13 protein-coding genes are annotated in these 14,009 nt (G+C 60.0%); 11 read left to right on the top strand and 2 right to left on the bottom strand.

Annotated features, from left to right (window positions below; genetic code table 11):
- Positions 1 to 136 precede the first annotated feature (136 nt).
- Both tsr and hpaR read right to left on the bottom strand, forming a co-directional pair.
- The gene (tsr, locus tag L362_RS01815; protein ID WP_021240604.1) at positions 137 to 1,801 is read right to left on the bottom strand and encodes a methyl-accepting chemotaxis protein; all 1,665 of its coding nucleotides are present in this window, start codon (positions 1,799 to 1,801) and stop codon (positions 137 to 139) included.
- A gap of 83 nt (positions 1,802 to 1,884) precedes the next feature.
- A complete protein-coding gene (gene hpaR, locus L362_RS01820) occupies positions 1,885 to 2,325 on the bottom strand; it encodes a homoprotocatechuate degradation operon regulator HpaR (RefSeq protein WP_008502106.1) in 441 nt (146 codons plus the stop codon).
- Between the two features lie 270 nt (positions 2,326 to 2,595).
- Here hpaR and hpaG point away from each other — a divergent pair, with 270 nt between their 5' ends.
- The 11 genes from hpaG (at position 2,596) to L362_RS01875 (ending at position 13,916) form a co-directional block, all read left to right on the top strand.
- Positions 2,596 to 3,873, top strand: coding sequence for a 4-hydroxyphenylacetate degradation bifunctional isomerase/decarboxylase (hpaG, locus tag L362_RS01825; protein WP_023345391.1), 1,278 nt, complete (start codon positions 2,596 to 2,598; stop codon positions 3,871 to 3,873).
- The gene (hpaE, locus tag L362_RS01830; RefSeq protein WP_023345390.1) at positions 3,870 to 5,336 is read left to right on the top strand and encodes a 5-carboxymethyl-2-hydroxymuconate semialdehyde dehydrogenase; all 1,467 of its coding nucleotides are present in this window, start codon (positions 3,870 to 3,872) and stop codon (positions 5,334 to 5,336) included. Before hpaG ends, hpaE begins: the two co-directional genes overlap by 4 nt.
- 2 nt (positions 5,337 to 5,338) lie before the next feature.
- A complete protein-coding gene (hpaD, locus tag L362_RS01835) occupies positions 5,339 to 6,190 on the top strand; it encodes a 3,4-dihydroxyphenylacetate 2,3-dioxygenase (RefSeq protein WP_008502109.1) in 852 nt (283 codons plus the stop codon).
- 9 nt (positions 6,191 to 6,199) lie between these two features.
- Positions 6,200 to 6,580, top strand: a complete 381-nt coding sequence (locus L362_RS01840; protein WP_008502110.1) for a 5-carboxymethyl-2-hydroxymuconate Delta-isomerase — start codon at positions 6,200 to 6,202, stop codon at positions 6,578 to 6,580.
- Between the two features lie 106 nt (positions 6,581 to 6,686).
- Positions 6,687 to 7,490: a 2-oxo-hept-4-ene-1,7-dioate hydratase gene (gene hpaH, locus L362_RS01845; RefSeq protein WP_021240607.1), complete on the top strand. Its 804-nt coding sequence runs from the start codon at positions 6,687 to 6,689 to the stop codon at positions 7,488 to 7,490.
- Between the two features lie 9 nt (positions 7,491 to 7,499).
- A complete protein-coding gene (hpaI, locus tag L362_RS01850; protein ID WP_023345389.1) occupies positions 7,500 to 8,297 on the top strand; it encodes a 4-hydroxy-2-oxoheptanedioate aldolase in 798 nt (265 codons plus the stop codon).
- Positions 8,298 to 8,318: 21 nt separating this feature from the next.
- Entirely contained in the window at positions 8,319 to 9,671 is a 1,353-nt protein-coding gene (hpaX, locus tag L362_RS01855; RefSeq protein ID WP_023345388.1) for a 4-hydroxyphenylacetate permease, read from the top strand.
- A complete protein-coding gene (hpaA, locus tag L362_RS01860; RefSeq protein ID WP_008501306.1) occupies positions 9,643 to 10,533 on the top strand; it encodes a 4-hydroxyphenylacetate catabolism regulatory protein HpaA in 891 nt (296 codons plus the stop codon). The genes hpaX and hpaA overlap by 29 nt, the downstream gene beginning before the upstream one ends.
- 195 nt (positions 10,534 to 10,728) lie before the next feature.
- A complete protein-coding gene (gene hpaB / locus L362_RS01865) occupies positions 10,729 to 12,291 on the top strand; it encodes a 4-hydroxyphenylacetate 3-monooxygenase, oxygenase component (RefSeq protein ID WP_008501307.1) in 1,563 nt (520 codons plus the stop codon).
- 17 nt (positions 12,292 to 12,308) lie between these two features.
- Positions 12,309 to 12,821, top strand: coding sequence for a 4-hydroxyphenylacetate 3-monooxygenase reductase subunit (locus L362_RS01870; RefSeq protein WP_021240611.1), 513 nt, complete (start codon positions 12,309 to 12,311; stop codon positions 12,819 to 12,821).
- A 177-nt stretch (positions 12,822 to 12,998) separates the two neighbouring features.
- Complete coding sequence (locus tag L362_RS01875) at positions 12,999 to 13,916, top strand: helix-turn-helix transcriptional regulator (protein ID WP_008501309.1); 918 nt, start codon at positions 12,999 to 13,001, stop codon at positions 13,914 to 13,916.
- Positions 13,917 to 14,009 lie beyond the last annotated feature (93 nt).

Below are 14,009 nucleotides of genomic sequence, written 5' to 3'. Positions count from 1 at the left end.
ATCGCCCGGTGGCGCTGCGCTTACCGGGCCTACAAAACCACAAACCGTAGGCCGGGTAAGGCGCAGCCGCCACCCGGCAAAACCACAAACCGTAGGCCGGGTAAGGCGCAGCCGCCACCCGGCACAACATACGGCGTTAGAACGTTTCCCAGTTATCACCAGCATCAGCGGTAACCGTTTTACGCGCCATCGCCGGTGCTGCAACGGTTTTCGCAGAAGCGAACTCACGCGCTTTCATCTGCTCCTGCTGAATGCGGAACACCGCCACGGCCTGGGTCAGACGGCTTGCCTGCTCTTCCAGTGCGGCTGCCGCTGCGGCAGACTCTTCCACCAGCGAGGCGTTCTGCTGGGTCACGCGATCCATCTCAGCTACCGCCAGACCGACCTGGTCGATACCGCGGCTCTGCTCGTCAGACGCAGAGGCGATTTCACCCATGATGTCCGTGACGCGGGTGACCGCATTCACGATCTCACCCATGGTTTCACCGGCGCTTTCGACCAGCGTTGAACCCACTTCCACGCGACCCACGGAGTCTTCGATCAGGCTCTTGATCTCGCGTGCCGCCTGGGCGCTGCGCTGGGCCAGGTTACGCACTTCACCTGCCACCACCGCAAAACCACGGCCCTGCTCGCCCGCACGCGCCGCTTCTACCGCCGCGTTCAGTGCCAGGATGTTGGTCTGGAAAGCAATACCGTCGATCACGCTGATAATGTCGGCGATTTTCTGCGAACTGCCCGCGATATCGCGCATGGTCTGCACCACGTTGTCCACCACTTTGCCGCCTTTCTGCGCGGTTTCAGAGGCGCTCAGCGCAAGATGGCTCGCCTGACGGGCGTTCTCGGCGTTCTGCTTAACGGTCGCCGTCAGCTGCTCCATGCTGGCAGCGGTCTCTTCCAGGGAAGCGGCCTGCTGTTCAGTACGGGAGGAGAGGTCGTTGTTGCCCATCGCGATTTCACTCGCGCCGCTGTAGATCGCATTCGCGCCGTTACGCACGTCGCCAACGGTACGCACCAGCTCGCCCTGCATATGGCGCAGCGAGTCGGCCAGTTCACCCATCTCGTTGGTGCCCTGAACCTCAATGCGCTTCACCAGGTCGCCGCTGGCGATATGGCGAATGTTGTCGATCAGACGATTCAGCGGAGAGATCAGCGTCTGCTTGATGTTGAGCCAGACGGCGACAATCACCACCAGCACGGCAATCAGGACGCCCATCAGCACCCAGATAGCCTGGCTGTAGGAGCTGTTGCTGTCTTCGACCGCCATCTGGTACAGCTTGTCGTTCTGCTGCAGGTAGCTCACGTACTGCTTCTCAAAACCGTCCTGGTAACTCTGGGTTGGCTGGTCGAAGAAGGCGTTGATTTTGCCCGCGCCCAGCAGCTGGATCAGCTCCGCCAGCGCGCCGTGGTAAATATCATAGTTACGCTTGATCTCCATGGCATCCGCATCGCTTTGACGCGGATCGCGCGGCAGGGCTTCGTAGGCAGCCCAGTTTTTTTCCGCCTGTTTCAGAGACGCAGACGCGATTTGCATCAAATCGTTCACGGTCGCGCCGCTGCCGATATTGCTCTGATCCATCATGTAGCGGATACCCGCGCGGTTCAGGGTATTACGGGTTTGCAGCAACGCAACCCAGCTGCCGTTCAGCGTGGACTGTTGCTGGCGAATGGTTTGCAGGACGGTGAAATTCTCTTTGTCATTCTTCAGAGCATTAAAGAAAAGACCACCGGATGTGAGTTGTAAAAGGCCAAATATCGCTAAAACCAGCATTAAGCTGGTGACAATCTTGATACGGTTTAACATGTTTTCTCTTTCCTCAGACAGATACAGAATTTTCGGCCTGGAAAGGGAAAACTTTACGAAATTCATCCTGAAATTTGTGGTTTTTACTCTTCTTCCCGCGCTGCGTTATGTCGGTTTCCGAGTTCAATAAACTCTTCCAGCAGCGCCGTCAGCTGTTTCATCTTCTCCGGCGTATATTCCGCCTCAATCTGCTGATACGCCTCCTCCACCTGCGCCTGGGCGTGCTCATACAGCGCATTGCCCTCTTTGGTCAGCGAGACGTACAGCTTGCGCTGGTCGTTCAGCGGCTTTAAGCGCAGCACCAGGCCGTCGCGCTCCATGCGCGTCAGAATGCCGGTGAGGCTCGGGCGCAAAATGCAGGTGCGAAACGCCAGATCGTGAAAATCCATCGACGGATGTTCAGCCAGCACGCGCACAATGCGCCACTGCTGCTCGGTCAGGTTATGGCGCTTCACGATCGGGCGGAAGTAGGACATCGCCGCTTCCCGCGCCTGCAGCAGCGCGATGGTTAATGAATCATGCATAGCCTCTCCCCTTCACATCATTAACACGTAAACAATTCATATAAGATGCTTTTATAAACAACACGTTTTCCGTCAAAAAGTCTAACAGAAACCCACTAAGTTTATTAACTCTATGATTTTAATATCAATAAACACCAACATGTAAATTTATTGTTATTCGTATCACAAATCTTTCACTTCTGATTGCGAAATAATCAGCAAAAGCATAAAACCAGATCATTAACATATTAATGAAATCCAAACCGGACCTCCGGCCTGAGGAGTATGTGAATGAAAGGTACCGTCTTTGCCGTCGCCCTCAACCATCAGAGCCAGCGCGAAGCCTGGCGAGAGGCGTTTGAAAAAGCCCCCTACAACACGCCGCCGAAAACGGCGGTGTGGTTTATCAAACCGCATAACACCGTGATCCGTGCAGGCGACCCCATTCCGTTCCCGCAGGGGGAAACGGTGCTGAGCGGCGCCACGGTAGCGCTGGTGGTGGGTAAAACCGCCAGTAAGGTACGCGTGGAGGACGCCGCGGCGTACATCGCCGGATATGCGCTGGCCAACGAGGTGAGCCTGCCGGAAGAGAGCTTCTACCGCCCGGCCATCAAGGCCAAATGCCGCGACGGATTCTGCCCGCTCGGCGAACCGGTCGCCATTGATAACGTGGATAGCCTGACCATCATCACCGAGATCAACGGCCGCGAAGCGGACCACTGGAACACCGCCGATCTGCAGCGTAACGCTGCCGAACTGCTGAGCGCCCTGAGCGAGTTCGCCACCCTTAATCCCGGCGATGCGATCCTGCTCGGTACCCCGCACAGCCGCGTTGAGATCCGCCCGGGCGATCGCGTGCGTATTCTGGCAGAAGGGTTTCCGCCGCTGGAAAACCCGGTGGTGGACGAGCGCGACGTCACTATTGCGCACAGCACGCCGCCGCACGCCACGCTGTTTGCCCTCGGCCTGAACTATGCCGATCACGCCAGCGAGCTGGACTTCAAGCCGCCCACCGAGCCGCTGGTCTTTATCAAAGCGCCGAACACCTTCAACGGCGACAACCAGACCTCGGTGCGCCCGAACAACGTCGAGTACATGCACTATGAAGCGGAGCTGGTGGTGGTCATCGGCAAAACCGCCCGCAAGGTGAGCGAAGCCGAGGCGATGGACTATGTTACGGGCTACACGGTCTGCAACGACTACGCCATCCGCGACTACCTGGAAAACTACTACCGCCCGAACCTGCGGGTGAAAAGCCGCGACGGGCTGACCCCCATTTCCCCCAACATCGTGCCAAAAGAGGCCATTCCCGACCCGCACAACCTCGCCCTGCGCACCTTCGTCAACGGCGAGCTGCGCCAGGAAGGCACCACGGCGGATCTGATCTTCAGCATCCCGTACCTGATCGCCTACCTGAGCGACTTTATGACCCTGCAGCCGGGCGACATGATTGCCACCGGCACGCCGAAGGGGCTGTCCGACGTGGTGCCGGGCGATGAGGTGGTGGTGGAAGTGGAAGGCGTGGGACGCCTGGTGAACCGAATTGTGAGTGAGGAGACGGCAAAATGAAAAAGATTAACCATTGGATCAACGGTAAAAACGTCGCGGGCAGCGACTACTTCCACACCACTAACCCGGCCTCCGGCGAGGTCCTGGCAGAAGTGGCCGCCGGCGGCGAAGCCGAAATCCATCAGGCCGTTGCCGCCGCCAAAGAGGCGTTTCCGAAGTGGGCCAACCTGCCGATGAAGGAGCGCGCGCGCCTGATGCGTCGTCTGGGCGATCTGATCGACCAGAACGTGCCGGAGCTCGCCGCCATGGAAACCGCCGACACCGGCCTGCCGATCCACCAGACCAAAAACGTGCTGATCCCCCGCGCCTCGCACAACTTCGAATTCTTCGCCGAGGTGTGCCAGCAGATGAACGGCAAGACCTACCCGGTCGACGACAAGATGCTCAACTACACCCTGGTGCAGCCGGTGGGCGTCTGCGCGCTGGTGTCGCCGTGGAACGTGCCGTTTATGACCGCCACCTGGAAGGTCGCGCCCTGTCTGGCCTTAGGCAATACCGCGGTGCTGAAGATGTCCGAGCTCTCCCCGCTGACCGCCGACCGTCTGGGCGAACTGGCCCTCGAAGCGGGTATTCCGGCGGGCGTGCTGAACGTGGTGCAGGGCTACGGCGCGACGGCAGGCGATGCGCTGGTGCGGCATCACGACGTGCGCGCCGTCTCCTTCACCGGCGGCACCGCCACCGGGCGCAACATCATGAAAAACGCCGGGCTGAAGAAGTACTCCATGGAGCTGGGCGGCAAATCCCCGGTGCTGATTTTTGAAGACGCGGATATCGAGCGCGCGCTGGACGCCGCCCTGTTCACCATCTTCTCCATCAACGGCGAGCGCTGCACCGCGGGCTCGCGCATCTTTATCCAGCAGAGCATCTACCCGGAATTCGTCAAGCGCTTTGCCGAGCGCGCCAGCCGCCTGCGCGTGGGCGACCCGACCGATCCGAACACCCAGATTGGCGCGCTCATCAGCCAACAGCACTGGGAAAAGGTCTCCGGCTATATCCGCCTCGGCATTGAGGAAGGCGCAACCCTGCTGGCGGGCGGCCCGGACAAACCGACCGATCTGCCTGCGCACCTGAAGGGCGGCAACTTCCTGCGTCCGACCGTGCTGGCGGACGTCGACAACCGCATGCGCGTGGCGCAGGAGGAGATCTTCGGGCCGGTGGCCTGCCTGCTGCCGTTCAAGGACGAAGCGGAAGGGCTGCGCCTGGCCAACGACGTGGAGTACGGCCTGGCATCGTACATCTGGACCCAGGACGTCAGCAAAGTGCTGCGCCTGGCGCGCAGCATTGAAGCCGGCATGGTGTTCGTCAACACCCAGAACGTGCGCGACCTGCGCCAGCCGTTTGGCGGCGTGAAGGCCTCCGGCACCGGCCGCGAGGGCGGCGAGTACAGCTTCGAGGTATTCGCGGAGATGAAGAACGTCTGCATCTCCATGGGCGACCATCCGATTCCAAAGTGGGGGATCTGAAAATGGGCAAATTAGCGTTAGCGGCAAAAATCACCCACGTGCCGTCGATGTATCTCTCCGAACTGCCGGGCAAAAACCACGGCTGCCGCCAGGGCGCCATCGACGGACACAAAGAGATCAGCAAGCGCTGCCGGGAGCTGGGCGTCGACACCATTATCGTCTTCGACACCCACTGGCTGGTGAACAGCGCGTATCACATCAACTGTGCGGACCATTTTTCGGGCGTCTACACCAGCAACGAGCTGCCGCACTTTATCCGCGACATGACCTACGACTACGACGGCAACCCGGAACTCGGCCAGCTGATCGCCGACGAGGCGGTGAAGCGTGGCGTGCGCGCCAAAGCGCACAACATTCCGAGCCTCAAGCTTGAGTACGGCACGCTGGTGCCAATGCGCTACATGAACGCGGATAAGCACTTCAAAGTGGTCTCCATCTCGGCGTTCTGCACGGTTCACGACTTCGCCGACAGCCGCAGGCTGGGCGAGGCCATCGTCAGCGCCATCGAAAAATATGACGGCACCGTGGCGGTGCTCGCCAGCGGCTCGCTGTCGCACCGCTTTATCGACGACCAGCGCGCGGAAGAAGGGATGAACAGCTACACCCGGGAGTTCGACCGCCAGATGGACGAGCGCGTGGTGAAGCTGTGGCGCGAGGGTCAGTTCAAAGAATTCTGCAGCATGCTGCCGGAGTACGCCGACTACTGCTACGGCGAGGGCAATATGCACGACACGGTGATGCTGCTGGGGATGCTCGGCTGGGACAAATACGACGGCAAGGTGGAGTTTCTCACCGAGCTGTTCGCCAGCTCCGGCACCGGCCAGGTCAACGCCGTTTTCCCGCTGCCCGCCTAAGGAGCCACCATGCCGCACTTTATAGCTGAATGTACCGACAACATCCGCGAGCAGGCCGACCTGCCAGGGCTGTTCGCCAAAGTGAACGAGGCGCTCGCCGCCACGGGCATCTTCCCTATCGGCGGTATCCGCAGCCGCGCCCACTGGCTGGACACCTGGCAGATGGCCGACGGCAAGCACGATTACGCCTTTGTCCATATGACGCTGAAGATTGGCGCGGGGCGCAGTCTGGAGAGCCGGGAAGAGGTCGGTGAAATGCTGTTTGCGCTGATTAAAACGCACTTCGCGGCGCTGATGGCGAGCCGCTATCTGGCGCTGTCGTTTGAGCTGGACGAGCTGCACCCGACGCTTAATTACAAACAAAACAACGTGCACGCGTTGTTTAAGTAGACATCTTTTTCGCCCGGTGGCGCTTCGCTTACCGGACCTACAACGGCTCGAACGTAGGCCCGGTAAGCGCAGCGCCACCCGGCAACAGCCGCATAAAGGATACGCCATGCTCGATAAACACACCCATACCCTGATCGCCCATCGTCTGCATCAGGCGGAGCAGTCCCGGGAGCAGATCCGCCAGATCTCCCTCGACTACCCGACGATCACTATCGACGACGCCTACGCCGTCCAGCGCGAATGGGTCAGCCTGAAGATCGCCGAAGGCCGCGTGCTGAAGGGCCACAAGATCGGCCTGACGTCCAAAGCGATGCAGGCCAGCTCGCAGATTAGCGAGCCGGACTACGGCGCGCTGCTGGACGACATGTTCTTCCACGACGGCAGCGACATCCCGGTTGACCGCTTTATCGTCCCGCGCATTGAAGTGGAGCTGGCGTTCGTGCTGGCAAAACCGCTGCGCGGCCCGAACTGCACGATCTTCGACGTCTATAACGCCACGGACTACGTGATCCCCGCGCTGGAGCTGATCGACGCCCGCTGCCACAACGTCGACCCGGACACCCAGCGCCCGCGCAAGGTGTTCGACACCATCTCCGATAACGCCGCCAACGCGGGCGTGATCCTCGGCGGCCGTCCAATTAAGCCCGACGAGCTGGACCTGCGCTGGATCTCCGCCCTGCTCTACCGCAACGGCGTGATCGAAGAGACCGGCGTCGCCGCAGGCGTCCTGAACCACCCGGCCAACGGCGTGGCGTGGCTGGCCAACAAGCTTGCGCCTTACGACGTGCAGCTGGAGCCTGGCCAGATCGTTCTCGGCGGCTCGTTTACCCGCCCGGTGCCCGCCAGCAGAGGCGACACCTTCCACGTCGACTACGGCAACATGGGCTCCATCAGCTGCCGCTTTGTCTAGGAGATAACCATGCAAAACGCATTCAAAGCGGCGCTGCAGGCGGGCCGCCCGCAAATTGGCCTATGGCTGGGGCTGACCAGCAGCTACAGCGCGGAGCTGCTGGCCGGAGCAGGCTTCGACTGGCTGCTGATCGACGGCGAGCACGCGCCGAACAGCGTGCAGACCGTCCTGACCCAGCTGCAGGCCATCGCCCCTTATCCCAGCCAGCCGGTGGTCCGCCCGGCGTGGAACGACCCGGTGCAGATCAAACAGCTGCTGGACGTGGGCGCACAAACTCTGCTGGTGCCGATGGTGCAAAACGCCGACGAAGCGCGGCAGGCGGTACGTGCCACCCGCTACCCGCCCGCGGGCATTCGCGGCGTCGGCAGCGCCCTGGCGCGCGCCTCGCGCTGGAACCGCATTCCGGATTACCTGCAGCAGGCCAACGACGCCATGTGCGTGCTGGTGCAGATCGAAACCCGTGAGGCGCTGAAAAACCTGCCGCAGATCCTGGACGTGGAAGGCGTCGACGGCGTGTTTATCGGCCCGGCGGATCTGAGCGCCGACATGGGCTTTGCCGGCAATCCGCAGCACCCGGAGGTGCAGGCCGCCATTGAACAGGCGATCGCACAGATACGCGCTGCGGGTAAAGCCCCCGGCATCCTGATGGCGAACGAGCAGCTGGCAAAACGCTATCTTGAACTCGGCGCGCGGTTTGTCGCCGTCGGGGTCGACACGACCCTGCTCGCCCGCGGCGCGGAAGCGCTGGCGGCACGCTTTATCGAACAACCGGTTACGTCAGTTAATAACAATAAATCCGTCTACTAAACGTAAGACCTGGAGCGCACCATGACGACCTCTACCCTGCAAGCCCATGATAATAAAGCTGTTGAACACCGCGTCATTCACAAGCTGTTCCGACGCCTGATCGTCTTTCTCTTTATCCTGTTTGTTTTCTCGTTCCTCGATCGCATTAACATCGGCTTCGCCGGGCTGACGATGGGCAAAGATCTGGGCCTCACCTCAACCATGTTTGGCCTGGCCGCGACGCTGTTTTACGTCACCTACGTGCTGTGCGGGATCCCGAGCAACATCATGCTGGCGAAGATCGGCGCGCGCCGCTGGATCGCCGGGATCATGGTAGTGTGGGGTATTGCCTCCACCTGCACCATGTTCGCCACCAGTCCCGAAACCCTTTATGTCCTTCGCATGCTGGTGGGCATTGCCGAAGCCGGTTTTCTGCCGGGTATTCTGGTCTATCTCACCTGGTGGTTCCCGGCCTATCACCGCGCCCGCGCCAACGCGCTGTTTATGATCGCCATGCCGGTGACCATGATGCTCGGCTCGATCCTCTCCGGGTACATTCTGGCGATGGACGGACTGTGGAACCTCAAGGGCTGGCAGTGGCTGTTCCTGCTGGAAGGGCTGCCGTCGGTGGTGCTCGGCGTGGTGACCTGGTTTTACCTCAACGACACGCCGGATCAGGCCACCTGGCTGGATGAGGACGAAAAGCAGGCGCTCAAAACGATGATCGCCCGCGAGCAGGAGGTTGCCATTGCCCAATCCGTCACGCCGCGCTCGACGCTGCGCGAGGTGCTGACCCCGGCGGTGCTGCTCTACACGCTGGCCTACTTCTGCCTGACCAATACGCTGAGCGCGATCAACATCTGGACGCCGCAGATCCTGCAGAGCTTCAACACGGGGAGCAGCAACATCGTCATCGGCCTGCTGGCGGCGATCCCGCAGTTTTGCACCATCCTCGGGATGATCTGGTGGAGCCGCCGCTCCGACAGGCTGAAAGAGCGAAAAAAGCACACCATCCTGCCGTACCTGTTCGCCGCGGCGGGATGGATGCTGGCCTCCGCGACGGATCACAGCCTGATCCAGCTGCTTGGCATCATCATGGCCTCAACCGGATCGTTTACCGCCATGGCGATATTCTGGACCACGCCGGATCGGGTGATTAGCCTGCAGTCCCGCGCGGTGGCGCTGGCGGTGATCAACGCCATCGGCAACGTCGGCTCCGCCGTCAGCCCGCTGCTGATTGGGATCCTGCGCGACGCGACCGGCAGCTTCAGCTCGGGGCTGTGGTTTGTGGCCGGGCTGCTGGTGGTCGGCGCGCTGGTGCTGACGCGCATTCCGATGACGCAGCGGGATCAACAGAGGAACGATCATGTGCCAGAGCCCTATCGCCAACATTGATATCAGCAAGGAGTACGACGAAAGCCTGGGCACCGACGATGTGCACTACCAGTCGTTCGCCCGCATGGCGGCCTTTTTTGGCCGCGACATGCAGGCGCATCGTCACGACCAGTACTTTCAGATGCACTTTCTCGATACCGGGCAGATTGAGCTCCAGCTCGACGATCACCGCTATTCGGTGCAGGCCCCGCTGTTCGTCCTCACCCCGCCGTCGGTGCCGCACGCGTTTATCACCGAATCCGACAGCGACGGACACGTGCTGACGGTGCGCGAGGATCTGATCTGGCCGCTGCTTGAGGTGCTCTACCCCGGCACGCGGGAGGCGTTTGGCCTGCCGGGGATCTGCCTTTCGCTTGCCGACAGGCCGGACGAGCTGGCGGCGCTGAAGCACTACTGGCAGCTGATTGCCCGGGAATCCACGGAGCAGCTGCCCGGGCGCGAGCATACGCTGGTCCTGCTGGCCCAGGCGGTGTTTACCCTGCTGCTGCGCAACGCGAAGCTCGACGACCACGCGTCAGGCGGCATGCGCGGCGAGCTGAAGCTGTTCCAGCGGTTTACCCAGCTGATCGACACCCACTACCACCAGCACTGGACGGTGCCGGAATACGCCAGCGAGCTGCACCTGACCGAATCCCGCCTGACCGATATCTGTCGCCGCTTCGCCAACCGGCCGCCAAAACGGCTGATCTTCGACCGCCAGCTGCGCGAGGCCCGACGCCTGCTGCTCTTCTCCGACAGCACCGTCAGCGAGATTGCCTGGCAGCTGGGGTTCAAAGATCCGGCCTATTTCGCCCGCTTTTTTAATCGCTTAGTGGGGTGCTCGCCGAGCGCATATCGGGCCCAGAAAGTACCGGTTTCCTGAACGCATCACGGTTCGTAGGGCGGGTAAGCGCAGCGCCACCCGCCGAAAAGCCGCACAGATCACAAAACCACAACCCACCCGAAAAGTACCCGTCGTTGTCCCAATCGTCCCTTCACGTAACGCCCCTCTCAGGCTTCAATTAAACAACAAAAACAAAACATAAATTTAACAATACAATTCCGATACGAGGTCCCTATGAAGCCTGAAGAGTTCCGCGCTGATGCCAAACGCCCGTTAACCGGTGAAGAGTATTTAAAAAGCCTGCAGGACGGGCGCGAGATTTACATCTACGGCGAGCGCGTCAAAGACGTCACCACCCATCCGGCGTTTCGCAATGCGGCGGCCTCCATCGCGCAGATGTACGACGCGCTGCACAAGCCGGACATGCAGGACACGCTGTGTTGGGGCACCGACACCGGCAGCGGCGGCTATACCCACAAGTTCTTCCGCGTGGCGAAAAGCGCCGACGACCTGCGCCAGCAGCGCGACGCCATCGCCGAGTGGTCGCGCCTGAGCTACGGCTGGATGGGCCGCACGCCGGACTACAAAGCCGCGTTCGGCTGCGCGCTGGGCGCCAACCCGGCCTTCTACGGCCAGTTCGAGCAGAACGCCCGCAACTGGTACACCCGCATTCAGGAAACCGGCCTGTACTTCAACCACGCCATCGTTAACCCGCCGATCGACCGCCACAAGCCGGCGGACGAGGTGAAAGACGTCTACATCAAGCTGGAGAAAGAGACCGACGCCGGGATTATCGTCAGCGGCGCGAAAGTGGTGGCCACCAACTCCGCCCTGACCCACTACAACATGATCGGCTTCGGCTCCGCGCAGGTGATGGGCGAAAACCCGGACTTCGCGCTGATGTTCGTCGCGCCGATGGACGCTGAGGGCGTGAAGCTGATCTCCCGCGCCTCCTACGAGATGGTGGCAGGCGCAACCGGCTCCCCGTACGACTACCCGCTCTCCAGCCGCTTTGACGAAAACGACGCCATTCTGGTAATGGATCACGTGCTGATCCCGTGGGAAAACGTGCTGATCTACCGCGATTTCGACCGCTGCCGCCGCTGGACGATGGAAGGCGGTTTCGCCCGCATGTACCCGCTGCAGGCCTGCGTGCGCCTGGCGGTGAAGCTCGACTTCATCACCGCCCTGCTGAAGAAATCCCTGGAGTGTACCGGCACCCTGGAGTTCCGCGGCGTGCAGGCGGATCTCGGCGAAGTGGTGGCCTGGCGCAACATGTTCTGGGCGCTGAGCGACTCCATGTGCTCCGAAGCCACCCCGTGGGTCAACGGTGCGTATCTTCCTGACCACGCCGCGTTGCAGACCTACCGCGTGATGGCCCCGATGGCCTACGCCAAGATCAAGAACATCATCGAGCGTAACGTCACCTCCGGGCTGATCTACCTGCCGTCCAGCGCCCGGGATCTGAACAACCCGCAGATCGACCAGTATCTGGCGAAATACGTGCGCGGCTCCAACGGCATGGACCACGTCGAACGCATCAAGATTTTGAAGCTGATGTGGGACGCCATCGGCAGCGAGTTTGGCGGCCGTCACGAGCTGTACGAAATTAACTACTCCGGCAGCCAGGATGAAATTCGCCTGCAGTGTCTGCGCCAGGCGCAGAGCTCCGGCAATATGGACAAGATGATGGCGATGGTCGACCGCTGTATGTCCGAATACGACCAACACGGCTGGACGGTGCCACACCTGCACAACAACAGCGATATCAACATGCTGGACAAGCTGCTGAAATAGCGCAGCGGGAGGTTGCAATGCATTCAGATGAACAACGCCTGCGTTTTCGCGACGCAATGAGTAGCCTGTCGGCGGCGGTTAACGTGGTCACCACCGAGGGCGAGGCGGGCCGCTGCGGCATCACCGCCACCGCCGTCTGCTCGGTCACGGACACCCCGCCGTCGGTCATGGTGTGCATCAACGCCAACAGCGCCATGAACCCGGTATTCCAGGGCAACGGCAGGCTGTGCGTTAACGTGCTGAACCACGAGCAGGAGATCATGGCGCGCCATTTCGCCGGGATGACCGGTATGACGATGGAGGATCGTTTTGCCCTCTCCTGCTGGCAGAAAGGGCCGCTGGCGCAGCCGGTGTTGAAGGGCGCGCTGGCCAGCCTTGAAGGCGAAATAAGCCAGGTGCAAACCATCGGCACGCATCTGGTTTATCTGGTTGAAATTAAAAACATCATTCTGAGTGACGCGGGCCACGGCCTGATCTACTTCAGACGCCGCTTCCACCCGGTCATGCTGGAGACGGAAGTCGCCGTGTGACCCGCCTCGCGCTGGCCTTTTTTCCGGCCAGCGCCGCTTTCTGCAAAAACTCCTAAGGTTTCCGCTAAATCACGCCGTTATATACCCATAAGAGAAATTTTCTGTGCCTGAATACTGACGCCGCCTGTCAGTGCACCCGCATCATTCAGCGCATACCTATATATACAGGATGACCTTATGGCTAAAACGACGCGGAGCCGCTCGGCTGAACGTCTGGTCGATATTCTCCTTGAGCTACATTTAAACGGTGTGGTAAACCGCGGTGCGCTAATGGAGAAATTTAAAATTACCGAACGCACCGTCTACCGGGATTTAAATGCCCTCTCGCCCATTGTTGAACATACCGGTAACGGTCTATATCGGCTGATTCATTCCGCACAATCGCCGGGTGGGCAAGGATTGCATCACACTCTGGCTAACTTTCTGAATGCCGACAGCTTTTTCCCTGAAAGAAATATGGAATTCTGGCAAAAGCTTGAAACGCGCGTAGACGAAAACCATATTCTTATTCTTGGCAATGAAGCGGAACATACGGTAGAACGCGATATTCGCCGTCATTTAACGAAAATCGAGAAATCGATTAAAAACCATAATGTTTGCCAGATCGTTTATAAGGGTAAAACCCGCCTGATTAATCCCTATAAACTCATTAACAAAAAAAATATATGGTATTTACAAGCCACCGAAAATAGCCGGCTGAAATCCTTCTCATTGAGCCAGATTAGCTGGTTTGATATTCAGAAAACGACCTTCACTCCCGAAGAAAATGTTCTTGAGCTGCTGGAGAAAAGCCTCGATCCCTGGGTGTCCGAAGATACTTTCGCGGTGAAAATATTCATCAAAGATAATATTTCACATTACTTCCTGCGCCGGGATCTTCTGCCGGAACAGGAGCTGCTGGAGGAGCAGCAGGACGGCGTCACGCTGCGCTGCCAGGCGGCCCACGAGAACCAGATCCTGCCGCTGCTGTTCTACTGGCTCCCCCATATTCAGATCCTGGAACCGAGCTGGCTGAAGGAGAAACTCATCAGGACGCTGGAGAGCTATCTGGCCGTGGAGCGCAACCCGAATAATCAAGTGATCTCAATCACATAATTTCGCCCTCTGGCGGCACACCGAAACCGCTCGTCGCCGCCTTTGACCGCTCACCCGGCACTTTCAACCACTCATTCATTTACCGTCCTTTAC

Origin of the sequence: Enterobacter sp. MGH 16 (assembly GCF_000493175.1) — a bacterium.
GTDB lineage: Bacteria > Pseudomonadota > Gammaproteobacteria > Enterobacterales > Enterobacteriaceae > Enterobacter > Enterobacter roggenkampii.
Note: the sequence above shows the minus strand (reverse complement) of the source record. Positions and strands in the feature narration are given on the sequence as shown.

Bases quoted from the DNA above. Each gene is read 5' to 3' on its own strand.
- hpaG (WP_023345391.1), top strand. From the start codon at position 2,596: ATGAAAGGTACCGTCTTTGCCGTCGCCCTCAACCATCAGAGCCAGCGC.
- hpaI (WP_023345389.1), top strand. From the start codon at position 7,500: ATGCAAAACGCATTCAAAGCGGCGCTGCAGGCGGGCCGCCCGCAAATT.
- L362_RS01840 (WP_008502110.1), top strand. From the start codon at position 6,200: ATGCCGCACTTTATAGCTGAATGTACCGACAACATCCGCGAGCAGGCC.
- hpaR (WP_008502106.1), bottom strand. From the start codon at position 2,325: ATGCATGATTCATTAACCATCGCGCTGCTGCAGGCGCGGGAAGCGGCG.
- L362_RS01875 (WP_008501309.1), top strand. From the start codon at position 12,999: ATGGCTAAAACGACGCGGAGCCGCTCGGCTGAACGTCTGGTCGATATT.
- hpaH (WP_021240607.1), top strand. From the start codon at position 6,687: ATGCTCGATAAACACACCCATACCCTGATCGCCCATCGTCTGCATCAG.
- hpaA (WP_008501306.1), top strand. From the start codon at position 9,643: ATGTGCCAGAGCCCTATCGCCAACATTGATATCAGCAAGGAGTACGAC.
- hpaD (WP_008502109.1), top strand. From the start codon at position 5,339: ATGGGCAAATTAGCGTTAGCGGCAAAAATCACCCACGTGCCGTCGATG.
- L362_RS01870 (WP_021240611.1), top strand. From the start codon at position 12,309: ATGCATTCAGATGAACAACGCCTGCGTTTTCGCGACGCAATGAGTAGC.
- hpaX (WP_023345388.1), top strand. From the start codon at position 8,319: ATGACGACCTCTACCCTGCAAGCCCATGATAATAAAGCTGTTGAACAC.
- hpaE (WP_023345390.1), top strand. From the start codon at position 3,870: ATGAAAAAGATTAACCATTGGATCAACGGTAAAAACGTCGCGGGCAGC.
- tsr (WP_021240604.1), bottom strand. From the start codon at position 1,801: ATGTTAAACCGTATCAAGATTGTCACCAGCTTAATGCTGGTTTTAGCG.
- hpaB (WP_008501307.1), top strand. From the start codon at position 10,729: ATGAAGCCTGAAGAGTTCCGCGCTGATGCCAAACGCCCGTTAACCGGT.